The following is a 26,151-nucleotide window of genomic DNA, read 5'->3' on the forward strand; positions in this document are numbered from 1 at the left end:
CGAGGGCTTTTTTTACTTGGGGGGTGGCGGGGGCCCGCCCGGCCGCCCGGTGGGGGGGGGGGGGGGCGCGCGGCGCGGGGGGGGGGGGGCGCCCGCGCGCCCCCCCCCCCCCCCCGACGCGTCATGTCCCGGTGGTCAGCGCGTGTCGAGCACGTCGGCGACCGCGCGCCTCGGCGTCACCGGGCCCTGCGGGCCGTAGCCGAGCCGGATCACCATCTGGACGTGACTCATCCCCGCCAGCGGGTCGCGCACCGTCGGACGGAGTTCGGGCCACTCCAGCGGCTGCGAGGTCAGGGAGGTGACCAGACCGTCCGAGGTGGCCTGGAGCAGGACCCGCTGCATGGCCTGACCCGCCAGCAGCCAGTCTCCGGGGGCGTCGCCCGCCGTGCCCAGCAGCGCGATGTGCGGCCGGCGCTCGAAGACCGCCCATCCCCGGCTGGGTACGTGACGGGAGCGGCCGAAGTCGCGCACGGTGGCCCCGGGCCCGGACCGCACGGGCCCGAAGGCCTCGGCCGGGATCCCGTCCGGTCGTTCCTCCTCGCCGGGCGCACCCGTACCCGTCCACGCCGTGGTCTCCGCGCGCAGCGCGGGATCGGTGTCCTCGCGGTGCTCGGCGTCGTGGACCAGGCCCAGCAGCGTCTCGGTGTGCCAGGCGTCCGGCACGGCCAGGCGGCACCCCTCCAGGAGCGCGGCGCCCCGCAGGGCGTCCAACAGCGGCTCCTCGATGTCCTCCTCGGTGAAGGGAAAGCGGCTGGTGTGACGACGCCGCAGCGCGGGGTGCAGGGGGGCGAGGTCGGCGTCCGCGGACGTCGGCGACCGCAGGGCCACGGACGCCAGGAACCACGGATCGCCGCTGTCCGGCAGCAGCTCCACCACGGGACCCCAGCCCGCGTGGACGGCGGACACGCGCAGGTTGAACAGTGCGGCGGCGCAGCTCAGGTGCAGGGCCCTGTGATCCGGGTCGGCCTGCGGCATGGTCCGTTCCGGATCCCCGTGCAGCTCGATGACGCCGGTGTCCGGCCGGAAGACGAACCTCCAGGGCTGGGCGTTGTGCATGGACGGCGCCGTGATCGCGTCCTCGACGAGGGCGACGGCGGCCGGGGCGTCCAGGAGCGGAGCGGTCATGGGATTCACCTTTCACCTGCGTGCGCGGCTGCCCTCGGCGACTTCACCACTTCTCGTGCCAATTGTCTCAGGAAGGGACCATTCGGCCGGGAACGACCGGCCCGGGTCGGGGCACTTCGGACACGCCGCCGGCCGTCGTTGCCCGAGGGGCCGGACCGGCGTGCCGTACGGTGACCGGGCCCGGCTCGCCCGGAGCCGGCCTGGAGGCGAGGGATGGCCATGGGACGGACCGAGGACCCCGGGCCGACGGCTCCCGCGCACCGTGCGGGCCCGGCCCGCCGACGGGTGCTCGGCCTCGCGGCCGGCTTCGTCGTATCGGCACCGCTCCCCGCGGCCGCCGCTCCGGCTCCCGCCGGGCCCCCGGCCGCCGCTCCCGCTCCCGCACCCGTGACGGAGGTCTGGCCCCCGCCCTTCGACGTGGCGGCCGAGAACCGGCGCCCCGGCGATCCGGACTGGAGCATCACCCACGTCGGCAAGGCCCGCGCGATCGAGGGCTTCGCCGACCGCACCTCCGTCCTCCCGGGCGAGCCCCTCGGCCTGAGGGTTTCGACGAAGGCGCCCTCCTACACCGTCTCCGCCTACCGCATGGGCTGGTACGGCGGTGCCCGCGCCCGCCTGGTGTGGCGTTCGCCCGCGCTGCCCGGGGTGCTCCAGCCGGCGGTGCGGGTCGATCCGGCCACGAGGAGCGCGCGCGCCGAGTGGCGGCGGACCGCCGAGGCCGACACCACCGGCTGGCCCGAGGGGAACTACCTGCTGCGACTGGACACCGTCGGCGGTGAGCGGGCGCAGCGGTACGTCCCCGTCACCGTGCGCTCCGCCTCGGCCGCCGGCCGGATGCTCTTCGTCAACGCGGTCGCCACCTGGCAGGCGTACAACCGCTGGGGCGGCGCCGACCTGTACACGGGCACCACCGGCAAGTCGGGCTCGCGTTCCCTCGCGGTCACCTTCGACCGGCCCTACACGAACGCCCGCGGCGCGGGCCAGTTCCTCACCTACGAGGCACCGCTGCTCGCCCTGGCGGAGCGGATCGGGATGCCGCTCGCCTACGCCACCGGGATCGACGTGGCCCGCGACCGGGCACTGCCGCGGGGGGCGGTGGCCCTCGTCTCGCCCGGCCACGACGAGTACTGGAGCCCCGAGCAGCGCGGCAACGTGACCGAGGCCCGGGACGCGGGCACGAACCTGGCCGTGTTCGGGGCGAACTGCTGCTACCGGCGCGTACGGCTCCGGGAATCCACCGTGGGAGCCGACCGGACCGTCGTCTGCTACAAGGACGACTACGCCCTGGACCCCGGGTTCCGGCGCGGCCTGCCACCCACGAACGACTACCGGCGCCGGCCGTCCCCCGAGCCCGAGAGCAGCCTGCTGGGCGTCATCTACGACGGCTATCCGGTCGACGCGCCCCTCGTGGTGACCCGGCCCGGGCACTGGCTGCTCGCCGGCACCGGGGCGGCCTCGGGGGAGTCCTTCCGCCACCTCGTCGGCGTCGAGTTCGACCGGATCGACCTGAGGTACCCCACGCCCCGGCCGGTCGAGATCCTGGCCCACTCGCCGGTCGTCCACAAAGGGCGGCACACGTACGCGGACACCGTCTACGCCTCGCTGCCGTCCGGCGCCGGCCTCTTCGCGACGGGCACGATGCGCTGGGTGGAATCCCTGGAGGCGGGTCTCGCCGGCGCCAAGGTGAAACACGGACTGGACGCCCGCACCGGGAGGTTCACGCGCACCGTCACCGAGAACGTCCTGCGCGCCTTCGCCGCCGGCCCCGCGGGGAGCGCGCGGCCCGCGCTGGACAACGTGCCCCTCCACTACGGTGCGGACGGTACCCCGACAAGACCAGCCTCCGGCGTGTAACCGGAGCGCCCTGCTCCGCAGTCGCTAGCGTCGGCCTCCGACCATCCGACGACCATCCGACCGGCGACACGTCGACGGTCGGCCCCGGCTTCCTTGGAGTGTCCGATGCTGCGTCTCGCCACCGCCCTGACCCTCCTCACCACGCTGGTCTCCGGCGCCGCCTGGGCCGGCCCGCCCGCCGCCGGTTCCGCCACCGGCCGGGGGACGAACGTCCTCGTCGTCGGCATCGACAGCCGGGAAGGGCTGTCCAAAGCGGAGAAGGACCGGCTGCACGTCGGCGGCGCCGGATGCAACTGCACCGACGTCATGATGCTCGTGCACCTGTCGCAGGACGGCCGCCGGGCGAGCGTGGTGTCGATCCCGCGGGACTCGTACGTCGAGTACGCGGACGGCACCGGGGTCCGCGGCAAGATCAACGGCGCGTACAAACGGGGCGGCGGGCCCCTGACGGTCAAGACCGTCGAGAAGGTCACCGGCCTGCACGTCGACCACTACCTCGAAACCGGCTTCTCCGGCTTCGAGCAGGCGATCAACGGCCTCGGCGGAGCGACCCTCTGCACCGACAAGCACCTCCAGGACGAGAACTCCGGACTCGACCTCACCCCCGGCATCCACAACGCCAACGGCCGGATCGCGCTGCGCTACGTCCGCGCCCGGCACATCGAACGCCCCGGCGATCTCGGCCGGGTCCGGCGCCAACAGCGCGCGGTCTCGGACCTGCTGAGCCGCCTCACCCTCGAAGGCGCCCTGGCCGACCCGGTGGCGACCGCCGACACCGTACGGACCCTGCTCGGGTCCGTGCGCACCGACGAGGGCACGAACGCCGCCGACCTGGTCCGCCTCGGCATGGCGGCGGGCAGGCTGACTCCGGAACGGACCGAGTTCGCCACCGTCCCGATCCGGCTCTTCGACAACCGGGTACCCGGCGTGGGATCCACCCTCGTCTGGGACGAGGAACGCTCCCGCGCCCTGTGGGACGCGCTGGCGCAGGACCGGCGGATCACGGGCGACACCCGGATCCAGCCCGTCCCCGAGACCCCGGCGCGCACCAACCCCGCCGGCATCAAGGTCCGTGTGGACCGGGCCGACGTGGCCACGGCCCTGCGGGCCGCCGGATTCGCCGTCACCGACACCTCGGCATCGGCCCCCGCGCGACGCCCGGCGGGCCCCCCGGTGATCCGGTACGCCCCCGGGCTGGAGGACGACGCGGCGACACTGGCGGCAGCGCTGCCCGGAGCCCGCCGCCAGGTCGTCCCGGGCCACGACGCGTACTTCGACGTCGCCGTCGGCACCCGGTCCGTCGGCGTCAAGACCGTGACGTACGACCGGAACACCCTCGACGGCGCCCCGACCACCGGCGACCGGCTCGGTTGCCTGGGCTCCCGGGCCCGCCGGGCCGGGACGAGCCCGGTCGACAACTGAGCCGGCGTTCCCTCCGAGCCGGCGCACCGTCGATTCCCGGCCTGATACACCCGATCGGACGCCATACTCCGGCCGGCCCTCGCGTTCCCCGCCGCCGGGCGGACAGCATGGTGGCGGCGGATCCGGCGGCGGATCCGGCGGCGGATCCGGCGGCGCGGGACGGGACGAAGGAGCGGGCATGCGGGGCGGAACGGTGGCAGTGGTCGGCGGGAGCATCGCGGGCTGCGCGTTCGCCTCGGCGGCCGCGCGGGCCGGAGCGGAGCGCGTGGTGGTCTTCGAACGCACCGGCGGGCGGATGGCCGACCGGGGAGTGGGCCTGTGCGTCCACGACGAACGGGCCGCCGAACTCGCCGCCACGGGCACACTGCCCGCAGGGATCCCCACCCACCGGCTGACCCGCCGCCGGTGGGTGGTGCGGGACGGCTCCGCGTCGCCCGCCGGGAAGCTGTTCTGGGAGCAGCCGTTCCCCTTCCACTCGTACCACTGGGGCCTGTTGTGGCGCGGGCTGCGCGAGGCGACGCCCGCCTCCGTCGTCTATCGGCAGGGCGTCACGGTGACCTCCGTCGCCCGGGACGGGGCCGGTGAGGGCGGGCAGGTCGAGCTGGTGCTCTCGGGGCCGGCCGACGCCGGTGGGGACCTCGAACGCCACGACCTCGTCGTCGGCGCCGACGGGTACCGTTCGGTGGTCCGTGACGCGGTCTGCCCCGGATCCCGCCCGCACTACGCCGGATACGTCTGCTGGCGCGGGAACTTCGACGCCCGGCTGCTGGACGGACTCGGCGAGGCCGACGTCTGGCCCTCCGACGCCGTGACCACCGTGTGCTTCCCCGGCGGCAGTTGCGTCGTCTACCGCATCCCCGGCCCGGACGGCACCCGCGTGAACTGGGTCCTCTACGCGGTGCCCCCGCGGTCCGGGAACCTGCGCCTCGACGACCCGACGAGCTTCCCCCCGGGCCGGCTGACCGCGGAACTCGCGGACGGACTCGCCGATTTGCTCGCCCGGGAGTTCCCTCCGTACTGGGCCCGGCTGCTCGCGCTGACCCCGCCGGAGGACACCTTCGTCCAGCCGATCTACGACCTGGAGACCGCCCGGACCACCGCCGGGCGCCTCCTCCTCGCCGGTGACGCCGCCACCGTGGTGCGGCCGCACAACACCAGCGGGGCGGCCAAGGCGCTACAGGACGCGGCCGCCTTCGAATCCGCCTGGGGCGCCGCCGCCTCGTGGGACGAACTGCTGCACGCCTACCAGGAGGCGCGGGGCCCGGCCGGACGCGAACTGGTGGCGCTGGCCCGCCGCCTGGGCCGCGCCCAGGTCGAGCGGACCCCCGACTGGGCGGCGATGGGCCGAGGCGAGGTCGAAGCCTGGTGGCAGGGGCAGCTCGGGGGCGCCGCGGGGATCGGCGGCCAGGCCATGGCGTCGGCCCCCTGAGCGGTCAGTGCCGGGGGAGGTGGGTCTTGGCGTCCTCGTACGTGCCGTGGCCGGCCGAGGCGGTCGGGGAGTAGAACAGGTTCAGCACCCCGGTCCGGAAGGTCTCGCACGAGAGCAGCGTCAGCGGGACGGTGGTCTCGCCCTCCTCGAAGAGCCGCAGGCCCTTGCGCACGGCGATCGGGTGCACCAGCAGGTTCAGCTCGTCCAGCAGCCCCGCGGCCGTCAGTTGACGGACCACGGAGACCGAGCCGCTGATCCAGACGCGACCGGTGCCCGGCCCGTTCTTCAGGGCCGTGACAGCGGCGGCCAGATCGCCCTCGACGCGCTCGGAGTTGCGCCAGCCCGGGTCGAGCGGCCGGTGCGACACGACGATCTTCCTCGCGTCGCCGAGGACCTTGGCGAAGGGGGCGTCCTCACCACCGGCGGCTTCCCGCCCGGGCCAGGCCCCGGCGAAGCTTTCGTAGGTCCTGCGGCCGAGGAGCAGCGTGTCGGCCGAGCCGAGGGTGGCGTCCACGGCCGCCCCCATCTCCTCGTTGAAGTAAGGGAAGTGCCACTGGTCGGGCGCCTCCACGACGCCGTCGAGCGAGATGAAAAGCTGTGCCGCGATCTTCCGCATGCCGGCCCGTCCTCCACAGAAGCCGTCGTGATCCCTGACGCTCCCAGTAGACGGCGCCGCCGGCCGAAGCGGTCGGCGGCGCGCCCGGTCAGCCGATCGGCCGACGGGTCTCCGCGCGCACCCGGAGGGTGGTGTCGGCCAGCTTCGCGAGGTCGACGGACTTGGGGTCCTGTTGCGGACCCTCCAGCCTGACGACGCCGACCACGGCTTGAGTGTTCCCGTCCGCCCAGGCGCACATGGGCATGGTGACCGTGCCACCGTCCTGCTTCGCCGTCAGAACCTGGCAGGACAGGGTGATGTCGGAACCCGCGGGAGTGATGTTCCGGGGCGGGACCGCCAGGGTCGCGTCGTTGTTGTCGGCGGCGCCGTGCAGCATCTTCCTGCGACCCCCCACAGGGTCTTTCGACTGGCCGTACATCCCCGAAATGGCGAGGACGGTCAGCCCTTGCGGCGAGTCCGACGTGTACCGACCGGCAACACCCTGAGGGTTGCGGAGCGTGGAGGAGTACGTGTCCTCCAGATTCTCCCTGCTCTTCCGCGACAGGTCCTCGTCCAGTTCGAACTCGCCCCCCAGCAGGGTCTTCGGCAGCGTGAGCCGGTACTCGGCCTTCGGGAAGCCCGCTCCGCTCGCCATGGACATCCGGTCCACCGCGAACCCGAGGACCCCGAGTCCGACCAACGAGCCCACGACGATCCAGACCACCATGCCGGTCCGGCTCTTGCGCGGCGGCGGCCCCATCGGCGGCTGTCCCCAGGGGCCTTGACCGGGGTAGGGCTGCTGCGGGAACGGCTGCGGCGGATAGGGCTGCGGCGGGTAGGGCCGAGGCGGGTACTGCTGGGGGAACGGCTGCTGCGGGTACTGCCCTCCGCCGTACGGATTCGCGGGCTGCGGGGGCCCGTACGGGCCGGTGGGCGGCTGTTGGGGCGGCGGGGGCGTGCTCATGACCAAACGCTACTTCAGCCGGCGGCGGACCCGAGTCCCCGGGCCCGCCGTCCCACTCCGGCGCCCCCAGGGCCCGAGTCCTCGGGCCCGCCGCCCCGTGTGCGTCAGCGGCCGGACAGGACCACGTTGCCCGTGATCGCCCCGTCCGTACCGGACACCGTGACGGCGTGCCGGACGCCGTCCGGACCGACCACCACGGCCCGCCACGCGCTGCCGCCGCCCTCCTGCCCGACCACCCGGATGCCCTCGACCTTGCCGCCGGTCACGGCCGCCGCGGCCTTCTCCACCGCCTCGCCGATCGGCGGCGACGGCAGCGGCGCGGGAGCCGCCTTCTTCAGGCCCCCGGCGCCGTGCTCCCCGGGCCCGCCCGGCAGCCCCTCGCGGTGCTTGCCCATGCCCTCGGGCCGCCCGCCCTTGCCCATCCCCTCGGGACCGGCCTTGTGCGGGCCCTGCGGACCGCCCTCGCGCACCTCGAAGCGGACCGGGTGGCCGTCGCGGTGGTGGCCGGACACGGCCAGCGCCGTCAGCGCGGCCGTCCCGCCGCTCACGAGCACCACGGCCGCGCCGATCGCCGCCCAGCGGGCGCCCTTGCCGCGCGGAACGAGCCGCGCGGCACCGGCGGACTTCGCGGGTTCCGCGGCCGGCTGCTCGAACTGCGCCGTCTGCTCGGGCTCCGGGTGCGGCTGCTGCTCCGGCGGCGGGGGGAAAGACTCAGACATACGGGTGCTCCTCATGACCCCGGGCACTCCGCCCGGCTGCTCGCCCAGAGCATGCGCAGGCAAAGCTGAAGCCCACCTGAAGCCTCCTGAAGACCCCTTCAGCCTCACGTCCGCGCGGCCTGAGACCCTGGGCGCCATGCGCGTACTGGTGGTGGAAGACGAACGGCGGCTCGCCGTGGCCCTGCAGCGGGGGCTGCAGGCCGAGGGATTCACGGTGGACCTGGCCCACGACGGCCCGCAAGGGCTGTGGATGGCCACCGAGCACGACTACGACGTCATCGTGCTCGACATCATGCTGCCCGGTCTCAACGGATACCGGGTCTGTGCCCGGCTGCGCGCCGCCGGCGTCGAATCGGGCATCCTCATGCTCACCGCCAAGGACGGCGAGTACGACGAGGCGGAGGCCCTGGACACCGGCGCCGACGACTTCCTCTCGAAGCCGTTCTCCTACCTCGTCCTCGTCGCCCGCCTCCGGGCGCTCGGCCGGCGCACCGGCCGCCGCAGCCCGCAGACCATGCGCTTCGGAGACCTGGTGCTCGACCCCGCCCGCCACCTGTGCTCCCGCGGCGACACCCGGATCCGCCTGACGGCGCGAGAGTTCGCCGTGCTCGAATACCTCGCCCGGCGCCCCGGCGAGGTGATACCGAAGCGGGAGATACTCGAACAGGTCTGGGACAGCGCCTTCGACGGAGACCCCAACGTCGTCGAGGTCCACATCAGCGCCGTGCGCCGCAAGATCGACGCTCCGTTCGGCCGGGCGGCGCTGGAGACCGTGCGCGGCGCCGGCTACCGGCTGGCGGCCGACGGTGGCTGAATCCGCGGCCCCGCGCCGCCGCCCCCACGGGCCCCACCGCCTGCGCCGGCTGCCCGGGCCGCGCCGCCTGTGGCCCACGACCGTCCGCGCCCGGGCCACCGCGGGCGCCGTCGCCGTGGTCGCCCTGGCCCTGACCCTGGCCTCGTACGTCCTGCTCGGACTGCTGGAGGCCAACCTGGTCCGCGGCGCCGAGGAGGACGCGCTCCGGCAGGCCCAGAGCGTGGCCCGGCTGGCGGCCGCGGGCAACCTCGACCGGGTGCGGCCGCTCGTCCACGGAGTGGACTTCGTCCAGGTCGTCGGAGCCGACGGCCGGGTCGTGCTGGCCACCCCCAACCTGGCCGGAGTCCCCCCGATCGGCCCCGCCGAAGCCCCGGTGCCCGGCAGGCGCGTCCGGGCCTGGAAGGGCCGCCCGCTCGGCGTCGAACACCGCCAGCAGGTCGTCCAGGTCACCACGGACACCCCCGACGGCGTCATCACCGTCTACGCGGGCACCTCCCTGCGCGACGTCGACGCCGCCGACGACACCACCACCGCCGCGCTCGCCTTCGGCGTACCGCTGCTCCTGCTCACCGTCGGCCTCGTCACCTGGCGGGTCACCGGCCGGGCCCTCGGCCCGGTCGAGGCCATCCGCGCCGAGGTGGCCGCCATCACCGACCGAGACCTGCACCGCCGGGTGCCCGTGCCGGACACCCGCGACGAGGTCGCCCGGCTCGCGCAGACCATGAACACCACCCTGGACCGGCTGGAGGCCTCCGGCGTCCGCCAGCGCCAGTTCATCGCCGACGCCTCGCACGAGCTGCGCAGCCCCATCACCGTGCTGCGCACCCAGCTGGAAGTGGCCCTCGCGGTCCGGGACCCGGAGCTGTGGCCCGAGCTGATCGGCGGCGCGCTGGAGGACACCGAGCGCCTCCAGCAGCTCGCCGCCGACCTGCTCCTGCTCGCCCGCATCGACGCCGCCCAGCCCGTGGCGGCCGTCCCGCTCGACCTGACCGCACTGGTCGGGGCCGCCGTCGACGCCCGTCTGGGGGACCGCGTCCCCGTGCGGACGGAGCCGGCGCCCCCGCTCCCGGTGTCCGGCAGCGAGCTGTGGCTCACCCGGGTGGTGACGAACCTGCTCGACAACGCCCAGCTCTTCGCGGACCGCGAGGTCCGGGTCGTCCTGCACGGCGGGGAGCACACCGCCGTGCTGGAGGTCACCGACGACGGTCCCGGCATCCCTGCGGAGGACCGGGAGCGGGTCTTCGAACGGTTCACCCGCCTCGACGACGCCCGCAGCCGCGACCACGGCGGCGCCGGCCTGGGCCTCGCCATCGCCCGCGACCTGACCGCACATCACGGTGGCACGCTCACCGCCGAGGACTCCCCGCGCGGGGCCCGCTTCGTGGTCCGCCTGCCGCCGGCGCCGACGGAGGCACCGGCGTCGTCGGGGCTCAGCGCTGGGACAGCTCCGAAGGAGCCTCCTGCACGATCCAGCCGTTCCCGTCCGGATCAGCGAACGTGAGGAACGAGTTCCAGGTGTCGCCCTTCCCGTCCTCCCACCCGTCGTCGCCGATGTGCCGGACGGGCGACACGTCCACGCCCCGGGCCACCAGCTCGTCGCGGGCCGCCTCGATGTCCGTGACGCAGAGCTGGAGGCCCCGCAGGGTCCCCGGCTCCATCGGCTCCGTCCCGGGCATCGACGGCATGCCCCGTTCCATCGTGATGGAGCACCGGGAGCCGGGCGGGGTCAGCTGCAGGATGCGCACCCCGGGGGCGACCTCGGCGTCCAGGTCGACCGTGAAGCCCACCTTGTCGGCGTAGAACTCCTTCGCCCGGTCCAGGTCGGTGACGGGCACCAGGACCACTTCGAGTGTCCAGTTCACGCAGAGCCTCCTCAGCTGCGCCGGCGGGTCCGGCCGGTCCCACCGTCGCCCACGAGGCCGCCCCGGCGCACGCCGAAAACGCGACTCCGCCCTAACGGACGACGAACTCCGCGCCCGGCGCGGCGTACTCCACGGGCCCCCGGTACCGCGCGGCGGCCCGTGACACCGCCTGCTCCGGGGTGAGGGAGGGCCCCACGTGCGTGACGACCAGCCGTCCGGCCCCGGCCGCGCCCGCCGTGTCGCCGGCGTCCTCGGGCGTGTGGTGCACCCGCTCGCCGACGGCCGGCGGCTCCGTGCTGTCGGCCTCGCACAGCAGTACGTCGCACCCCCGGGCCAGCTCGGTCAGCGCGGCACACGGGGCGGTGTCCCCCGAGTACACCAGGGACCCGCCCGCGGAGCCGCCGCCGTCCTCGATCCGTACGGCGAAGGCGGGCACACCGTGCTCCACGGACCGGCTGGTCAGCGTGAGCGCACCGACCCGTGCCCGGTGGCCGTCGTACAGCTCGTGGACGGCGAACGCCGACTCGACGGGGCTGCGGTTCGAGGTGTTGGTGAGGAAGTCCGCCAGCCGGTCGGCGATGCCCGGCGGCCCGTACAGCGGGATCGGCGCGGGCAGCCGTACGTCCGCGTAGAGCGCGCCGTAGTAGGCGGTGAGGAGGTCGGCGGTGTGGTCCGCGTGCAGGTGCGAGATCCATATCGCGTCCAGCTCGTCGAGGCCCACGTGCCGCCGGAGCTGCGCCAGGGTGCCGGTGCCCGCGTCCACCCACACCCGCGTGCCGCCCCCGGACACCAGGTAGCCGGAGCAGGCGTTGTCCACGTCGGGATAGGGCGTCGCGGATCCGAGAACCGTCACACGGAGAAGATCACTGGTCATCCCGGGAGTCTAGGAGTGGCCGTTCCGGGCGGGACGCGCGCGGCGGGCCGTCCGGAAATACGATGAGGGGCGGGCTTTTCGTACGTCGGAAGCAGAGGCGAATGGATTCACCTGCACCTCGGAGCGGTCCATGAGCCCGCGGCGGACGCCGCGGGCGACCAGCGCCGAGCTGCTGAGCACCCTGCGGCGGCTCGCGGCGCAGACCCGGGAAGGGGTGGAGCACCAGCAGGCCCGTGTGGAGCTGGCCGAGGCGCTGCAGCGCGAGCTGCTGCCGACCTCGCTGCCCGTCGTGCCCGGACTGCGGGCCGCGGCCCGGTACGCGCCCGCCCGGCACGGACTGGACATAGGCGGCGACTGGTACGACGGCTTCCGGTTGTCCGAGGGCGCCCTCGCCTTCTCCATCGGCGACGTGCAGGGCCACGACGTGGAGGCGGCGGCCTTCATGGGACAGGTCCGCATCGGCCTGCGCGCCGTGGCCTCCGTGGTCGACGACCCCGGCGAAGTGCTGACCAGGGCGAACGAGGTGCTGCTGGCCATGGACCGGGAACTGTTCGCCACGTGCACCCTGCTCCGCTTCGACCCGGAGACGTGGGAGATCGAAAGCGCCAGGGCCGGTCACGTCCCCGCCGTCTGGGCCACGGTCGACGGTCGGTGCGGGATCGCCGAGGACGCCGGAGGTCCGCCGCTGGGCATGCTGCCCGGCGGCGGGTACGCGGTCACCCGCCGCCCGATCGCCGCCGCCGGGTCGATCGTCCTCCTCACCGACGGAGTGGTCGAAGGACCGGCGTTCCCTCTCGACGAGGGGCTGGAGCGGGTGGTGCGCGTGGTCAGGGAAGGGGCCGGCACCGACCCCGAGGAGCTGGCCGCCGAGGTGATGAAGGTGGCCGATTCCACCGGGCACGCCGACGACGCCGCGGTGCTCGTCCTCAGCCATGACGGGCCGGAGCGGGCCGGAACGAGGCCTGACGAGCGCTGAACGACAGCCCGTGACGGCCCATGACGAGCCACGAACGGCGGCCCATGACGGCCCATGAGGGTCCATGACGAGCGATGGCGGCCCTGAGCGGGCCGACCGGCCGTGACGGAGCCCTGACCTCCGCTCGCGCGTGTCACGGTCCGCCCGGCAGGGCGACTGTTGTCTGATGCTGTGGTGCGCACCGAGCCATGGCGACGTTTCCCCGCGGTCATCCTGCCGATCCTCGCCGTCGCCGTCGTCTACTACGCGAGCGCCCGGCTCGGCCTGCGGCATCGCGTGGTCGTCGAGGGAGCGATCGTCACGCCCCTGTGGCCGCCTACCGGCGTCGCCGTCGCCTGCCTGCTGTGGCTGGGCATCGGGATCTGGCCGGGGATCGCGATCGGCACGTACCTCGCGATCCAACAGATCACCACCTTCGACGCGCCCGGTCTGGGCATCGTCGCCGGGAACACCCTCGCCCCGTTGTGCGCGTACCTGCTGCTGCGCCGGGTCGGCTTCCGCATCGAGCTGGACCGGCTGCGCGACGGGCTGGCGCTGGTCTTCCTGGGCGGCCTCTTCCCCATGCTGATCAGCGCGAGCGCCGGGACCGGGACGCTGTTGCTGACCGGGGACCTGCCGGCCGCCGACTTCTGGCCGACGTGGTGGGCCTGGTGGGCGGGGGACGCCATGGGGGTGCTGATCGTGACCCCGATGCTGCTCGTCCTGCCCACGCTCAGGTGGCCCGCCGACGCCTACCGCGTGGCGGAGGCGGTCGCGTTGTTGGCGGCGGCGGTGGGCGTCACCCTCTTGGTCACCCAGACCAGGCTGTCCCTGCTGTTCCTGGTGTTCCCGCTGCTCATCTGGGCGGCGGTACGTTTCCAACTGGCCGGGAGCGCGCCGTGCGCCCTGATCATCTCCGTCGTGGCGATCTCGGCCGCCATCGACCGGGAGGGGCCGTTCGCCGGTCGCACCCTCTTCGAGATCATGGTCAACCTCCAGGCCCTCAACGGGGCCGCGGCCCTCACGGGCCTGCTGCTGTCGGCGCTCGTCGCCGAGCAGAACAACGTCCGCCTGAAGATCGAACAGGTCTGTGAGGACCTCGCCGAACTCGTGGACCAGCTCAGCCGTGGGAAACCCGATCGGTGACGGGTGCGCTCGCGAACACCCCCGCGCGGGCCGCCGCGACGGCGGCCGACGCCGCGCGTTCCGCCGTGGCCTCGTCCAACGGTGCTCCGGAGGTCAGGAAGCGGTAGTAGAGGGGGGCCGAGACCGCGCGGACGACCTCGGCGGCGTCGGTGCCCTCGGGTAGCTCGCCCCGCTCGACGGCCTCCCGGACGCACGGCGCCCACTCGGCGACGCGGACCTCGTAGAAGCGGTGCAGCGCCTCCGCGGTCTTCGCGTCGCTGGTGGCGGCGGCGATCACGGCCTTGAACAGCGCCCCCTGACGGGGGTCGGTCAGCGTGCGTCGCACGAGGGCGGCGTTCGCCCGCATGTCCTCCGACAGCGAGCCGGTCTCGGCGCGCGGCAGGGACTGTTCCGCCATGTCCGCCAGCAGGTCCGCGACCAGGCCGGTGACGGTTCCCCAGCGGCGGTACACGGTCGTCTTCCCCACCTCGGCGCGGCGGGCGATCTCCGCCAGGTCCAGCCCGTGGAAGCCCTGCTCGGCGAGGGTGTCCCCGGCCGCCTCCAGCACCGCGGCCCGGACCCGGGCCGTACGGCCCCCGGGGCGCACGCTTCCCGGCTCGGCTTCCCCACTGACTGTCATAACGGGTCTCCGGTTCCATTAGTGCCGATCTCCTGCTACGTTGAAGTCACCTTAACGGGTCCAACGTTCCATTACCGCTCGCTGGAGGGATCCACCATGGAACACAGGCAGCTCGGTACGTCCGGCCTCGACGTCCCCGTACTCAGCTTCGGCGCCGGCACCTTCGGTGGGCGGGGGCCGCTGTTCGGCGCCTGGGGCACCACCGACGCCCGGGAGGCGCGCCGGCTGGTGGACATCTGCCTGGAGGCGGGCATCACCATGTTCGACACCGCCGACGTGTACTCGGCGGGCGCCTCCGAGGAGGTCCTGGGCCAGGCGGTCAAGGGCCGCCGGGACCAGGTGCTGCTGTCCACCAAGGCGGGCCTGCCGACGGGCGACGGACCGGACGACGCCGGCACCTCCGGCTCCCGCCTGATCAGGGCCACGGAGGACGCCCTGCGCCGGCTCGGCACCGACCGCATCGACCTCTTCCAGCTGCACGCCTTCGACGCCGCCACCCCCGTCGAGGAGGTCCTGGCCACGCTCGACCGGCTCGTGCGGGCCGGGAAGATCCGCCACGTCGGCGTCTCCAACTTCGCGGGCTGGCAGCTGATGAAGTCCCTGGCCGCCGCCGAGGAGCACGGCTTCCCGCGCTACGCGGCCCACCAGGTCTACTACTCCCTCGTCGGCCGCGACTACGAATGGGAGCTGATGCCCCTCGGACACGACCAGGGCGTCGGCGCCCTGGTCTGGAGCCCCCTCGGCTGGGGCCGCCTGACAGGCAAGCTGCGCCGCGGTCGGCCCCTGCCCCCGGGCAGCCGCCTGCACGAGACGGCCGACTACGGCCCGCCCGTCGAGGACGACCACCTCCACGACGTGGTCGACGCCCTCGACGAGGTCGCACGGGAGACGGGCCGGACCATTCCCCAGGTGGCCATCAACTGGCTGCTGGGACGCCCCACGGTGTCCTCCGTCATCATCGGGGCCCGCGACGAGGCCCAGCTGCGCCAGAACATCGGCGCGACCGGCTGGACCCTGTCACCCGAGCAGACGGCCCGCCTCGACGCCGCGAGCCACCGGCCGGCCCCCTACCCGTACTTCCCGTACGAACGCCAGGAGGCCTTCGCCCGCCTCAACCCCCCGCTGATCCCGCGGCCGGCGAAGGCGCCGTAGCCTCGGCGCCTGTCCTTCGGATCAGGCCCCCGGACCGGTCACCGCGACCCGTCCACGGCGTACGTGAACGTGTACGCGACGGACTGCTCGCCGTGCCCGTGGTCGAAGCCGCCGGAGCCCGACAGGCCCTTCAGTTCACCCGTGCCCGAACCGGGGACCACCTCGAAGCGGCAGCGGGTGCCCGAGGAGTCGAAGTCGCCCCGCTCCTCCAGGACGAACGTCCCCGCGCGGCCGTCGACCGTGCCCGACAGGAGCTCCAGGCCCGTGTAGGTGCCGGACGTCTCCCCGGTGTACGCGATCGTGTACGAGCAGCTGGTGCCGGGCGCCTCGATCGCGCCGGAGAAGGAGTTGGTCACCGTGGCGCGGGCGAGCCGCGGTGCGGCGGCGGAGTCGGCCCCGACGGGCTGTTCCTCCCAGTCGGCGAAGGTGAAGCGGCCGCCGGTCTGCGTGGGCGTGGGTGCGGTCATGGTGGTCCTCCTGGCGCTGTGCGTCTTCGGCCGGAGGCGGTCGGTGCCCCGGCGTGGGAACAGCCTGTCCGGGGTACCTGACACCTTCTGTCAGGTACCCGGGACAATGGCCGGCATGCGCGCAGACCGGCTCCTCTCCCTGCTCCTGCTGCTCCAGAACCGGGGCCGGATGACCGCCCCCGAACTCGCCGCCGAACTCGAGGTGTCGGTCCGTACCGTCTACCGGGACATCGAAGCCCTCGGCGCCTCCGGAGTCCCCGTGCACGCCGACCGGGGCCCGGCCGGCGGGTACCGGCTGATGGACGGCTACCGCACCCGGCTCACCGGCCTCACCGACGCCCAGGCCGGCTCCCTCTTCCTCGCCGGCGTGCCCGGCCCCGCGCGGGAACTCGGTCTCGGCGCCGACCTGGCCGCCGCCCAGCTGAAGCTCCAGGCGTCCCTGCCCGCCGAACTCGCCTCCCGGGCCCGGCGGATCCAGGCCCGGTTCCACCTGGACGCCCCGGCCTGGTTCCGCGACGCCGACCCCGTACCGCACCTCGCGCAGATCGCCCAGGCGGTGTGGGACCAGCGGATCCTGCGCACGCACTACCGCCGCTGGGGCGGCGAGGTCCACCGCGAGCTGAGCCCGCTCGGCCTCGTCGTGAAGGGCGGCATCTGGTACCTGGTGGCCCGGGCGGACGAGGAGGCGGTGCGGACCTACCGCGTGGGCCGCTTCCTGGCCGTGGAGACCCTGGAGGCCGGCTTCGAGCGGCCCGCGGGCTTCGACCTCGCCGCGTACTGGCAGGAGAGCTCACGCCGCCTGGAGGGCTCGCTGCTGCGGCAGACCGCCGTCCTGCGCCTCTCCCCGCGCGCCCGGAAACTGCTGCCCATGCACTTCGGCTCGGCGGGCGTACGCGCCCTCGCCGACGCGGAGGCGGCGGGCCCGCAGGCCCTCGACGCGGAAGGCTGGCTCCACGTGCGACTCCCCGTGGAGACGCACGCCGTCGCGGTCGGGGACCTGCTGCGCCTGGGCCCCGAGGCCGAGGTCCTCGGACCGCCCGAACTCCGCCACGCGGTCGCCGAAGCGGTGGCCGTCCTGGCCGGACGCTACGGCCGGGCCGAACCGTCCCCGGGCGCGTAGACGAATCCGTTCAAGGGCGAGAGGACCTTCCAACCGAGCGTTTCGTACAGTGCCCGGCCCTGGACCGTCGCGCCCAGGACGCCGACCGACGCCCCGCTCTCGACGGCCGCGCCGGTGAGCGCGGCCATCACCACCGTCCCCAGACCGCGGCGCCGGTGCGCCGGTTCGGTGACGATCTGGTCGAAGACGCAGGCGCCACCGGTCAGACCGGTCCGGCCGCACGCGGCGAGTTCCCCGTCGGCGCCGCTCAGGACGCGCACGTGGGTGACGCCCCCCGCGGTCTCGACGGTGACCTCGTACCCGTCCGGGGCCGGCGCGCGCGACGGACGCAGATCGACGGCCATCAGGAAGCAAGGGTCGACCGGCTCCCACGCGGACGAGAACCACGGAGCCATCTCGGCCGCCGGGAGGAACGCCTTGACGCACGTGGTGGGTTCGGTGATCGTGCCGATGAGCCCCCGGGCGGTCGCGGCGTCGGCGTCGAGCAGGACGTGACGCACCGCCTCGGTCGGCCGTCCCGTCTCGACCCGCAGGCCCCAGGGCGCGTCCACCGGCGCGGGCATCCCCCGGGCCACGGCCCAGCCCTCGACCCACCGCCGTTCGGTCTCCAAAATGCAGCCCCCCTGGACACGCGTACGGCCTACCGTGGCGCGGTGACGACTCGAATGATCATTCTCAACGGTGGTTCCAGCTCGGGCAAGTCCGGCATCGTGCGCTGCCTTCAGGCCGAACTGCCCGACTCCTGGCTGGCGTTCGGATGCGACTCGTTCGTCGACGCGCTGCCCGCGCGGATGCGGGCGTCCGACGACGGGATCGACTTCGACGCCGACGGCGGGGTGAGCGTCGGCGCGGAGTTCCGGGCGCTGGAGGAGGCGTGGACGGAAGGCATCGTCGCGATGGCCCGGGCCGGAGCCAGGATCATCATCGACGACGTCTTCCTCGGCCGGGCGGCGTCCCAGGAGCGTTGGCGCAAGGCCCTCGGGGACCTGGACGTGCTCTGGGTGGGCGTCAGGTGCGAGAGCGCCGTCGCAGAGGGCCGTGAGATCGCCCGCGGAGACCGGGTCCGCGGCATGGCCGTGGCGCAGGCGGACCTGGTCCACGAGGGCGTCGCCTACGACGTGGAGGTGGACACGACGCACACCGAGTCGCTGCTCTGCGCCCGGACCATCGCCGCCCACCTCCGCTGACCGGGTTTCAGGAGATCGCGTACCACTGGCTGGCCCAGCCCGTGTTGATGGTGCTGGTGGACTGCTCCGCGAGGTTCACCGTGCGCGGCAGCGAGGTCTGGCCGGTCAGCACGGTGCTGTAGCGGAGCAGCGGGGGCGCCAGGCCCGCGTTGACCGAGATGCCGGCGCCCGTGGCCTTGAGGGTGAGCACGTTCGTGGCCCAGTTGCCGTTGAGCAGCAGGGCGATGAAGTAGGTCCCGGGGGCGGCCGTGAACGGCTTGGAGAGGGCGAAGGGCTTGGCGATCGCGTCGGTCATCAGCTGCGGCGAGATGTCCTCGGTGGTCCCGACCAGTGCGCCGCCGGCGTCGTACACACCGAGGTAGCAGTTGGCGAGCTGGGCGTTCGGGTCGATGCCGGCCAGCCCGAGCCAGATGTTCGACCAGGTGATCCGCTCGCGCAGGACGATCCGTACCAGGGTGACCCGCCCGCCGACGCCCGCCGCCGACTGGGCGGTGACGTGCCCCGCGTCATTGGGGTCGCCCGTCCAGGCGAGGAGGTTCTGGTCCTGGGGCCGGGGCCCCTCGAAGGTGCCGCCGCCCGTGCCCGGAGCGGACGCGGGCGCGGAAGCGGGGGCCGGGGTGGACGCCGCCCCGTTCCGGCCCCCGCCCGGAGCGGTGCACCCGCCCAGGATCAGCATCGTTGCGAGCGCGGCAACGAGGCCGGTCGTGGCGGTGGTGGTGCGGGTGCGCATGGTCCCCCCCATGAGGTGCGGTTGTGCCGACGGGACATCGTCACACGGGCCGCCGGCGTGATCGTCGCCGGGCGGATCCGAAAAACCCGGGCCGGCACCGATGAGTTCCGGCGGCGGCGTCGGTCCACCCCCGTGACGGCCGACGACCGAACACCGAGGAGACACGGATGACCGAGACCAAGACCCACACGCTGGACGCCGCGGGCGCCGAGATCACCTACGACGTCCGCGACGCCGCGGACGGCGGCCCCGCCGGTGACCCCGTACTGCTGCTGGTCGGCTCGCCGATGGACGCCGCCGGGTTCGCCACCCTCGGCTCGTACTTCACCGACCGCACGGTGGTCACCTACGACCCCCGGGGAGTGGGCCGCAGCCCCCGCACCGACGGCGCACCCGAGAACACCGTCGAGGAGCACGCCGACGACCTGCGGCGCGTGATCGAGGCCCTCGGCACGGGGCCGGTGGACGTGTTCGCGAGCAGCGGCGGCGCCGTGAACGCGCTGGCCCTCGTGGCGGGACACGGGGACCTGGTGCGCACCCTCGTCGCGCACGAGCCGCCCTCGGCGCGGGTGCTCGCGGACCACGAGGTCGTACTGGCCGTCTGCGCGGACATCCACGCGACGTACCTGCGCGAGGGGACGGGGCCCGCGATGGTCAAGTTCTTCTCCGTGGTCTCCCGCAAGGGGCCCTTCCCGGCCGACTGGGCCGACGAGCCGCTCGCTTCGCCCGCCGAGTTCGGACTGCCGACCGAGGACGACGGCAAGCGGGACGACCCGCTCCTGGGCCTGAACATGCGGACCTGCACCGGCTACCTGCCCGACATCGACGCGCTGCGGGCCGCGCCGACCCGCATCGTCGTCGCGGCGGGCAAGGAGTCGGAGGGCGAGTTCCCCGCCCGCGCCGCGGCGGAGATCGCCGCCTCGCTCGGCACCGGGCTGAGCGTGTTCCCCAGCCACCACGGAGGCTTCCTGGGCGGCGAGTACGGCCGGGAGGGCGCCCCCGAGGAGTTCGCGCGGGCGCTGCGCGCGGCACTGCGTACCGGCGAATGACGCATCCGCCCGGCACCCGCCCGATGCCCGCCCGGTGCCGGGCGGGCATCGGGCGGAACCGATCAGGATCGGAGAAGCCCTGCCCACGGGGGCGCGGCTAGCGTGAAGGACATGGACAACACGGACATCACCGTTCACTGGACCTTCCTCCCGCACACCGACCCCGAGGCCTCCCTGGCCTTCTACCGCGACGTCCTCGGCTTCGAGGTCCGCAGCGACGTCGGACAGGGCGCGATGCGCTGGATCACGGTCGGCCCCGCCGGCCGGCCCGGCACGTCGATCGTGCTGGAGCCGCCGGCCGCCGACCCCGGCATCACCGAGGACGAGCGCCGTACCGTCGCCGAGATGATGGCCAAGGGCACCTACGCCCGCGTCGTCCTCGCCACCGCCGACCTCGACGGCACCTTCGAGCGGCTGAAGGCCGGGGGAGCGGAGTTCGTGCAGGAGCCCACCGAGCAGCCCTACGGCGGACGCGACTGCGCGTTCCGCGATCCCGCCGGCAACTTGATCCGGATCAACGAGGTGGGCCGGGCCCGGAGGTGATTGGATCGAACAGACCCTGCACAGAGACGGAGACACGATGAGCAAGGCCACGAGGACGGACACGCCGCCGCCCGCGCCGCACGTCGCAGACAGCCACGGTTTGATCCGCGTGCACGGTGCGCGCGAGAACAACCTCAAGGACGTCAGCATCGAGATCCCGAAGCGGCGGCTGACGGTCTTCACCGGGGTGTCCGGTTCGGGCAAGAGCTCGCTGGTCTTCGACACCATCGCCGCCGAGTCGCAGCGGCTGATCAACGAGACCTACAGCGCCTTCGTGCAGGGCTTCATGCCCACCCTGGCGCGGCCCGAGGTCGACGTCCTCGACGGGCTCACCACCGTGATCACCGTCGATCAGCAGCGGATGGGTGCCGACCCCCGCTCCACGGTCGGCACCGCCACCGACGCCAACGCGATGCTCCGCATCCTCTTCAGCCGGCTCGGCACGCCGCACATCGGCTCGCCGAAGGCGTACTCCTTCAACGTCGCGTCGATCAGCGGGGCGGGCGCCGTCACCGTGGAGCGCGCCGGACAGAAGGTGAGGGAACGCCGCAGCTTCAGCATCACCGGCGGCATGTGCCCGCGCTGCGAGGGCCGGGGCACGGTCACCGACCTCGACCTGACCCAGCTCTACGACGACTCCAAGTCGCTCGCGGAGGGCGCGATCACGGCCCCCGGCTACACGGGCGGCGGCTGGAACTCCCGGCTCTACAGCGAATCCGGCTTCTTCGACCCGGACAAGCCGATCCGCAAGTTCACCAAGAAGGAACTGGCCGACTTCCTGTACCGCGAGCCGACCAGGATGAAGATCGCGGGCATCAACATGACCTACGAGGGTCTGGTCCCGCGGATCCAGAAGTCGATGCTCGCCAAGGACAAGGAGGGCATGCAGCCGCACATCCGGGCCTTCGTCGACCGGGCGGTCACCTTCACCACCTGCCCCGACTGCGACGGCACCCGGCTGAGCGAGGGCGCCCGTTCCTCGAAGATCAAGGGCGTCAGCATCGCCGACGCGTGCGCGATGCAGATCAGCGACCTCGCCGAATGGGTCCGCGGCGTGCAGGACCCCTCGGTGGCGCCGCTGCTCGACGCGCTGCGGCACACCCTCGACTCGTTCACGGAGATCGGCCTGGGCTACCTCGCCCTCGACCGGCCGGCGGGCACGCTGTCGGGCGGCGAGGCGCAGCGCGTCAAGATGATCCGCCACCTCGGCTCCTCGCTCACCGACGTCACGTACGTGTTCGACGAGCCCACCACGGGCCTGCACCCGCACGACATCCAGCGGATGAACGACCTGCTGCTGCGCCTGCGCGACAAGGGCAACACCGTGCTCGTCGTCGAGCACAAGCCGCAGACCATCGCGATCGCCGACCACGTCGTCGACCTCGGCCCCGGCGCGGGACAGGCGGGCGGCAGCGTCTGCTTCGAGGGCACCGTGGAGGGGCTGCGCGCCGGCGACACCATCACCGGCCGCCACCTCGACGACCGGGCCGCCGTGAAGGAGAAGACCCGTACGGCGACCGGGACGCTGGAGATCCGCGGGGCGACGGCGCACAACCTCCGCGACGTCGACGTCGACGTGCCGCTCGGTGTGCTCTGCGTCGTCACCGGGGTCGCCGGCTCCGGCAAGAGCTCGCTCGTGCACGGCTCGCTGCCCCATCTGTCGGGGGCCGCGGGGGAGGGGGTGGTGTCGATCGACCAGGCCCCGATCCGCGGTTCGCGGCGGAGCAACCCGGCGACGTACACCGGACTGCTCGACCCGATCCGCAAGGCCTTCGCCAAGGCCAACGGCGTGAAGCCGGCCCTGTTCAGCGCCAACTCCGAGGGCGCCTGCCCCAATTGCAACGGCGCCGGGGTCATCTACACCGACCTCGCGATCATGGCGGGCGTCGCCACCACCTGCGAGGAGTGCGAGGGCAAGCGGTTCGACGCCTCCGTGCTGGAGTACAAGCTCGGCGGTCGCGACATCAGCGAGGTGCTCGCGATGCCGGTGACCGAGGCCGAGGCCTTCTTCGGCGCCGCCGACGGCGAGGCGCGGACGCCGGCCGCCCACAAGATCCTTGAGCGGCTCGCCGACGTCGGCCTCGGCTACCTCAGCCTCGGCCAGCCGCTGACCACCCTGTCCGGCGGCGAGCGGCAGCGACTCAAGCTGGCCACGCACATGGGCGACAAGGGCGGGGTCTACGTGCTGGACGAGCCGACCACCGGCCTCCACCTCGCCGACGTCGAGCAGTTGCTCGGGCTGCTCGACCGGCTGGTCGACTCCGGCAAGTCGGTGATCGTCGTGGAGCACCACCCGGCGGTCATGGCGCACGCCGACTGGATCATCGACCTCGGTCCAGGGGCCGGTCACGACGGCGGGCAGATCGTCTTCGAGGGCACGCCCGCCGACCTCGTCGCCGCCCGCTCCACCCTGACCGGCGAGCACCTGGCGGCGTACGTGGGCGGCTGAGACGACGGGCCGCCGGTGCGGCTACCGGCGCAGGTCGAGGACGAGGTGCGCGCGGAGCGCGCCGAGGAACTCGGCCGCGTCGAACGCCGCTCCGGCGGACAGGACCCCGGACGGCGCCGTGGTCCGCCCCGACAGGACCCGGTGGACGGCCTCCACCGCGAGCGGCGCGCTGACGGCGTAGATGTCCCGGCCGCTCGCGGTGGCGCGACGCTCCTCGCCGCCGGAGCGCACGAGGACGTCGACGAGGAAGGACTGCGCGGACCGCCCGCGCCCGTCGACCGCGGTGGGCGCCGGGGTGTCGGGCGCCGCGAGTTCGCCCGCCGCCTCGACCGTCATGTAGGTGCGGACCTCGGGGACGTCCAGGTGGCTGGGGACGGTGACGACGTCGGCCATGGTGAACTCGCCGATCACCTCGCGCTTGCCCAGTGGCTCGGGGAAGGCCCACCGCAGGGTCGGCAGCGCGTCGTCGTGGTACTCCAGGCGCCCCCGGCTGTAGCGGACGCGCCGGCCGTCCCGGCGCTCCCCGGAGACCTTGCCGGCGGCGCGGGTGCCGGCGGTGGGGTGCCAACTGTCCAGCCCGTACGCGACGTGGACCTCGTCGGCCCGCGTCCAGTCGCCCTTCGCCGCGGTGACCAGCAGGTCGCCGAGGCCCCCGAAGAAGGCCATCGCGGGGATCACCAGGCTCCCGGCGGCCCGGGCGGGATCCGCGAACCGCCCGAAGGCGTCCGCGTTGGCCTCGATCTCGGCCGCCACGTCCACGTACGGGATCCCGGCGCGCAGGGCCGCCTCGATCACGGGGGCGCCGGTCGTGGCGAACGGCCCGGCGGTGTTGATCACGGCGGCCGCTCCCGCGAGTGCGCGGTCCAGGGAAGCCGGGTCGTCCACCGAGGCCGGTCGGACGTCGACCCCCGGGTGGGAGGCCGCGAGCTCCCGCAGCCTTCCCGCGTCGCGCCCGGACGCGATCGGGACGAACCCGCGCTCCAGCAGTTCCGCCACCACGAAACGGCCCGTGTGCCCGTACGCACCGAACACCGCAACCCTCTGACCCGCACCCATCGGCTTCTCCCGCCGCTCTCGAACGCTGAACTGTCAACAGCATGTGGGGGATTGGCGACCGATACGAGTGTCCGGAACGACACGGCCCGTACAATTCCGGACATGAACTCCGTCGCGCTCGCCGTCACCGACGGGATGCTGCACTTCGAACTGTCCCTGGCCTGCGAGGTCTTCGGTTCCGACCTGACCCATCTGGTCGACCCGTGGTACGACTTCGCCCTCTGCGGGCCGGGCCCCGTGCGGGTCGGCAGGTTCACGATGGAGCCCGACAGCGGGCTCGACGCCCTCGCCTCCGCCGACCTGGTCATCGTCCCCGGCTGGGCCGACATCGACGCGGCCCCGCCCGCCGACCTGGTCGACGCGGTCCGCGCCGCCCACGAGGCCGGCGCGCGGGTGGCCTCCCTGTGCACGGGCGCGTTCGTACTGGCCGCCGCCGGCCTGCTGGACGGCCTGCGCGCGACCACGCACTGGGCGCACACCCGCGCCCTGGCCGACCGCCATCCGCGGGTGGAGGTCGATCCGGACGTGCTCTACGTGGACAACGGCAGCGTGCTCACCTCCGCGGGCAAGGCCGCCGCCATGGACCTGTGCCTGCACCTGGTCCGCCTCGACCACGGCTCGGCGGTCGCCAACACCATCGCCCGACGCCTGGTCGTGCCCCCGCACCGGGCGGGCGGCCAGGCCCAGTTCGTCTCCGCCCCCGTGCCCGCCCGGGACGACCATCCCCTGGCCCCGCTGTTCCCCTGGGCGATCGAACGCCTCGACCGGGCGCTGAGCGTGGAGGACCTGGCCCGGCGCGCGAACATGAGCTCGCGCCATCTGAGCCGCCACTTCAGGGCGGTCACCGGCACCACCCCGCTGCAATGGCTGCTGACGCAGCGCATCCGGCGCGCCCAAGAGCTCCTGGAGACCACCGGGGACGGCATCGACGCCATCGCGGAAGCCACCGGAATGGGCACCGCCGCGTCACTGCGCCGGCACTTCAACCGCACCGTCGGCGTCCCCCCGGACACCTACCGCCGCACGTTCCGCACCTCACGGGCCACCGGCCGCTGACCGGGGTCCGACTGGCCGGCGAGCAGCGCGACCAGGGCCAGGCCGAACCCGGCGAGCTGCCCGGGCGTGAAGGCCTCGCCGAGCATCAGCGCACCGATCAGCGCGGCGACCAGGGGCGACAGCAGCACGAGCATGCCGGTCGCCGTCACCGGAAGGCGTCCGATGCCGCGGAACCACAGCACGTGGGCGATGAATCCCCCCACGGTGCCGAGCCACAGGTACCCGGTCACGGCAGCCCCGTCCAGCCGTGGGGGAGCGCCCTCGAAGAGCACCATGAGGGGCAGCAGGACGAGTCCGCCGGCGGTCAGCTGCCAGCCGGCCAGTGCACCGGGACCGACTCCGGCGGGACGACCCCAGTGTTTGGTGAGGACGATCCCCAGCGCCATCGAACCGGCCCCCGCGAGACCCGCGAGCACGCCGACCCCGTCGAGCCGCGCACCGGGACCGAGGATCACGAGTCCGACGCCGACGGCTCCGGCGATGCCCCAGCCGATGCGCCAGACCGAGACCCGCTCGCGGAGAACGGCGACCGCCAGCAGTGCGACCATGATCGGCTGGATGGCGGCGAGGGTGCCCGCGACACCACCGGGCAGCAACTCGGCGGCCACGAAGAGGAGTGCGTAGACGGCCCCGATGTTCAGTGCGCCGAGCACGGCGGACTTCCACCACCACGCGCCGCGCGGCAGCACCCGGGTGAGCAGCAGGAGCAGCAGCCCGCCGGGCAGTGAGCGCATCACGGCGGCGAACAGCGGGTGACCGGGCGGCAGAAGCTCCGTCGTGACCGCGTACGTGGTCCCCCACGAGGCCGGCGCGAGCGCCGTGGCGGCGATCAACGCGACGGCGCCGCCCGCCCCGCGTGTGCGTCCGGTGCCGTGCGGGCCCGGTGCCCGCACGTGTTCCCGTACCTTCTCCCGCTGAGGTGAATTGCTCATACGGGGAGTCTCGTCGTGCCGTCACCCATACG

The 26,151-nt window shown here is 73.7% G+C and carries 26 protein-coding genes; 14 read left to right on the top strand and 12 right to left on the bottom strand.

Annotation, left to right across the window (positions count from 1 at the left end; translation table 11 throughout):
- Nucleotides 1-135: 135 nt before the first annotated feature.
- Nucleotides 136-1,125, bottom strand: a complete 990-nt coding sequence (locus ACFYZL_RS28700; RefSeq protein ID WP_388682877.1) for an Acg family FMN-binding oxidoreductase — start codon at nucleotides 1,123-1,125, stop codon at nucleotides 136-138.
- A 219-nt stretch (nucleotides 1,126-1,344) separates the two neighbouring features.
- On the opposite strand from ACFYZL_RS28700, the gene ACFYZL_RS28705 reads away from it, so the two are divergent.
- The 3 genes from ACFYZL_RS28705 to ACFYZL_RS28715 all read left to right on the top strand — a co-directional run bounded on the left by ACFYZL_RS28705 (nucleotide 1,345) and on the right by ACFYZL_RS28715 (nucleotide 5,830).
- Nucleotides 1,345-2,979, top strand: coding sequence for a N,N-dimethylformamidase beta subunit family domain-containing protein (locus ACFYZL_RS28705; RefSeq protein ID WP_388682879.1), 1,635 nt, complete (start codon nucleotides 1,345-1,347; stop codon nucleotides 2,977-2,979).
- Nucleotides 2,980-3,084: 105 nt separating this feature from the next.
- Nucleotides 3,085-4,401, top strand: a complete 1,317-nt coding sequence (locus ACFYZL_RS28710) for an LCP family protein (RefSeq protein WP_384746294.1) — start codon at nucleotides 3,085-3,087, stop codon at nucleotides 4,399-4,401.
- Between the two features lie 178 nt (nucleotides 4,402-4,579).
- Nucleotides 4,580-5,830: an FAD-dependent monooxygenase gene (locus ACFYZL_RS28715; protein ID WP_388682882.1), complete on the top strand. Its 1,251-nt coding sequence runs from the start codon at nucleotides 4,580-4,582 to the stop codon at nucleotides 5,828-5,830.
- Nucleotides 5,831-5,834: 4 nt separating this feature from the next.
- Here ACFYZL_RS28715 and ACFYZL_RS28720 read toward each other — a convergent pair whose 3' ends face one another.
- The 3 genes from ACFYZL_RS28720 to ACFYZL_RS28730 all read right to left on the bottom strand — a co-directional run bounded on the left by ACFYZL_RS28720 (nucleotide 5,835) and on the right by ACFYZL_RS28730 (nucleotide 8,108).
- Nucleotides 5,835-6,446, bottom strand: coding sequence for a dihydrofolate reductase family protein (locus ACFYZL_RS28720; protein WP_388682884.1), 612 nt, complete (start codon nucleotides 6,444-6,446; stop codon nucleotides 5,835-5,837).
- Nucleotides 6,447-6,534: 88 nt separating this feature from the next.
- The gene (locus tag ACFYZL_RS28725; protein ID WP_388682887.1) at nucleotides 6,535-7,389 is read right to left on the bottom strand and encodes a hypothetical protein; all 855 of its coding nucleotides are present in this window, start codon (nucleotides 7,387-7,389) and stop codon (nucleotides 6,535-6,537) included.
- Nucleotides 7,390-7,493: 104 nt separating this feature from the next.
- A complete protein-coding gene (locus ACFYZL_RS28730) occupies nucleotides 7,494-8,108 on the bottom strand; it encodes a hypothetical protein (RefSeq protein ID WP_384746298.1) in 615 nt (204 codons plus the stop codon).
- 136 nt (nucleotides 8,109-8,244) lie between these two features.
- Here ACFYZL_RS28730 and ACFYZL_RS28735 point away from each other — a divergent pair, with 136 nt between their 5' ends.
- Both ACFYZL_RS28735 and ACFYZL_RS28740 read left to right on the top strand, forming a co-directional pair.
- Nucleotides 8,245-8,922: a response regulator transcription factor gene (locus tag ACFYZL_RS28735; protein WP_384746299.1), complete on the top strand. Its 678-nt coding sequence runs from the start codon at nucleotides 8,245-8,247 to the stop codon at nucleotides 8,920-8,922.
- Between the two features lie 67 nt (nucleotides 8,923-8,989).
- Nucleotides 8,990-10,423 (top strand): ATP-binding protein, encoded by a 1,434-nt coding sequence (locus ACFYZL_RS28740; RefSeq protein WP_388683070.1) that lies wholly within the window; start codon nucleotides 8,990-8,992, stop codon nucleotides 10,421-10,423.
- On the opposite strand, the gene ACFYZL_RS28745 is transcribed toward ACFYZL_RS28740, so the two are convergent.
- Complete coding sequence (locus tag ACFYZL_RS28745; RefSeq protein ID WP_384746300.1) at nucleotides 10,353-10,784, bottom strand: VOC family protein; 432 nt, start codon at nucleotides 10,782-10,784, stop codon at nucleotides 10,353-10,355. The genes ACFYZL_RS28740 and ACFYZL_RS28745 overlap by 71 nt on opposite strands.
- 91 nt (nucleotides 10,785-10,875) lie before the next feature.
- Nucleotides 10,876-11,658: an MBL fold metallo-hydrolase gene (locus ACFYZL_RS28750; protein ID WP_388682890.1), complete on the bottom strand. Its 783-nt coding sequence runs from the start codon at nucleotides 11,656-11,658 to the stop codon at nucleotides 10,876-10,878.
- Nucleotides 11,659-11,788: 130 nt separating this feature from the next.
- Here ACFYZL_RS28750 and ACFYZL_RS28755 point away from each other — a divergent pair, with 130 nt between their 5' ends.
- Together ACFYZL_RS28755 and ACFYZL_RS28760 are read left to right on the top strand one after the other, a co-directional pair.
- Nucleotides 11,789-12,634: a PP2C family protein-serine/threonine phosphatase gene (locus ACFYZL_RS28755; RefSeq protein ID WP_388682893.1), complete on the top strand. Its 846-nt coding sequence runs from the start codon at nucleotides 11,789-11,791 to the stop codon at nucleotides 12,632-12,634.
- Between the two features lie 171 nt (nucleotides 12,635-12,805).
- Nucleotides 12,806-13,759 (top strand): MASE1 domain-containing protein, encoded by a 954-nt coding sequence (locus ACFYZL_RS28760; protein ID WP_388682895.1) that lies wholly within the window; start codon nucleotides 12,806-12,808, stop codon nucleotides 13,757-13,759.
- Here the strand turns inward: ACFYZL_RS28760 and ACFYZL_RS28765 are convergent.
- The gene (locus ACFYZL_RS28765; RefSeq protein WP_388682897.1) at nucleotides 13,734-14,378 is read right to left on the bottom strand and encodes a TetR/AcrR family transcriptional regulator; all 645 of its coding nucleotides are present in this window, start codon (nucleotides 14,376-14,378) and stop codon (nucleotides 13,734-13,736) included. The two genes, ACFYZL_RS28760 and ACFYZL_RS28765, sit on opposite strands and share 26 nt — an antisense overlap.
- A gap of 96 nt (nucleotides 14,379-14,474) precedes the next feature.
- Here ACFYZL_RS28765 and ACFYZL_RS28770 point away from each other — a divergent pair, with 96 nt between their 5' ends.
- Nucleotides 14,475-15,530 carry an aldo/keto reductase gene (locus ACFYZL_RS28770; protein WP_384746305.1) on the top strand — a complete coding sequence of 352 codons (1,056 nt, stop codon included), beginning with the start codon at nucleotides 14,475-14,477 and terminating at the stop codon, nucleotides 15,528-15,530.
- Nucleotides 15,531-15,568: 38 nt separating this feature from the next.
- On the opposite strand, the gene ACFYZL_RS28775 is transcribed toward ACFYZL_RS28770, so the two are convergent.
- Nucleotides 15,569-15,997, bottom strand: a complete 429-nt coding sequence (locus tag ACFYZL_RS28775; RefSeq protein WP_384746306.1) for a DUF3224 domain-containing protein — start codon at nucleotides 15,995-15,997, stop codon at nucleotides 15,569-15,571.
- A 115-nt stretch (nucleotides 15,998-16,112) separates the two neighbouring features.
- Here ACFYZL_RS28775 and ACFYZL_RS28780 point away from each other — a divergent pair, with 115 nt between their 5' ends.
- A complete protein-coding gene (locus ACFYZL_RS28780; protein WP_384746307.1) occupies nucleotides 16,113-17,117 on the top strand; it encodes a helix-turn-helix transcriptional regulator in 1,005 nt (334 codons plus the stop codon).
- Here the strand turns inward: ACFYZL_RS28780 and ACFYZL_RS28785 are convergent.
- Complete coding sequence (locus ACFYZL_RS28785; protein WP_388682901.1) at nucleotides 17,084-17,728, bottom strand: GNAT family N-acetyltransferase; 645 nt, start codon at nucleotides 17,726-17,728, stop codon at nucleotides 17,084-17,086. The two genes, ACFYZL_RS28780 and ACFYZL_RS28785, sit on opposite strands and share 34 nt — an antisense overlap.
- 42 nt (nucleotides 17,729-17,770) lie before the next feature.
- Here ACFYZL_RS28785 and cpt point away from each other — a divergent pair, with 42 nt between their 5' ends.
- Nucleotides 17,771-18,304 (top strand): chloramphenicol phosphotransferase CPT, encoded by a 534-nt coding sequence (cpt, locus tag ACFYZL_RS28790; protein ID WP_384746309.1) that lies wholly within the window; start codon nucleotides 17,771-17,773, stop codon nucleotides 18,302-18,304.
- A gap of 7 nt (nucleotides 18,305-18,311) precedes the next feature.
- Here the strand turns inward: cpt and ACFYZL_RS28795 are convergent, their stop codons facing one another.
- Nucleotides 18,312-19,034, bottom strand: a complete 723-nt coding sequence (locus ACFYZL_RS28795) for a hypothetical protein (protein ID WP_384746310.1) — start codon at nucleotides 19,032-19,034, stop codon at nucleotides 18,312-18,314.
- A gap of 167 nt (nucleotides 19,035-19,201) precedes the next feature.
- On the opposite strand from ACFYZL_RS28795, the gene ACFYZL_RS28800 reads away from it, so the two are divergent.
- The 3 genes from ACFYZL_RS28800 to ACFYZL_RS28810 all read left to right on the top strand — a co-directional run bounded on the left by ACFYZL_RS28800 (nucleotide 19,202) and on the right by ACFYZL_RS28810 (nucleotide 23,075).
- The gene (locus ACFYZL_RS28800; RefSeq protein WP_388682904.1) at nucleotides 19,202-20,083 is read left to right on the top strand and encodes an alpha/beta fold hydrolase; all 882 of its coding nucleotides are present in this window, start codon (nucleotides 19,202-19,204) and stop codon (nucleotides 20,081-20,083) included.
- Between the two features lie 111 nt (nucleotides 20,084-20,194).
- Nucleotides 20,195-20,626, top strand: coding sequence for a VOC family protein (locus ACFYZL_RS28805; RefSeq protein WP_384746312.1), 432 nt, complete (start codon nucleotides 20,195-20,197; stop codon nucleotides 20,624-20,626).
- 37 nt (nucleotides 20,627-20,663) lie between these two features.
- The gene (locus ACFYZL_RS28810) at nucleotides 20,664-23,075 is read left to right on the top strand and encodes an ATP-binding cassette domain-containing protein (protein WP_388682907.1); all 2,412 of its coding nucleotides are present in this window, start codon (nucleotides 20,664-20,666) and stop codon (nucleotides 23,073-23,075) included.
- 21 nt (nucleotides 23,076-23,096) lie between these two features.
- Here the strand turns inward: ACFYZL_RS28810 and ACFYZL_RS28815 are convergent, their stop codons facing one another.
- Nucleotides 23,097-24,131 (bottom strand): saccharopine dehydrogenase family protein, encoded by a 1,035-nt coding sequence (locus ACFYZL_RS28815; protein WP_388682910.1) that lies wholly within the window; start codon nucleotides 24,129-24,131, stop codon nucleotides 23,097-23,099.
- 102 nt (nucleotides 24,132-24,233) lie between these two features.
- Between ACFYZL_RS28815 and ACFYZL_RS28820 the strand changes: the two genes are divergently transcribed.
- Nucleotides 24,234-25,187 (top strand): helix-turn-helix domain-containing protein, encoded by a 954-nt coding sequence (locus ACFYZL_RS28820; RefSeq protein ID WP_384746315.1) that lies wholly within the window; start codon nucleotides 24,234-24,236, stop codon nucleotides 25,185-25,187.
- Here the strand turns inward: ACFYZL_RS28820 and ACFYZL_RS28825 are convergent.
- Nucleotides 25,145-26,119 (bottom strand): EamA family transporter, encoded by a 975-nt coding sequence (locus ACFYZL_RS28825; RefSeq protein ID WP_388682912.1) that lies wholly within the window; start codon nucleotides 26,117-26,119, stop codon nucleotides 25,145-25,147. The two genes, ACFYZL_RS28820 and ACFYZL_RS28825, sit on opposite strands and share 43 nt — an antisense overlap.
- Nucleotides 26,120-26,151 lie beyond the last annotated feature (32 nt).

The organism is Streptomyces sp. NPDC001717, assembly GCF_042892775.1.
GTDB lineage: Bacteria > Actinomycetota > Actinomycetes > Streptomycetales > Streptomycetaceae > Streptomyces.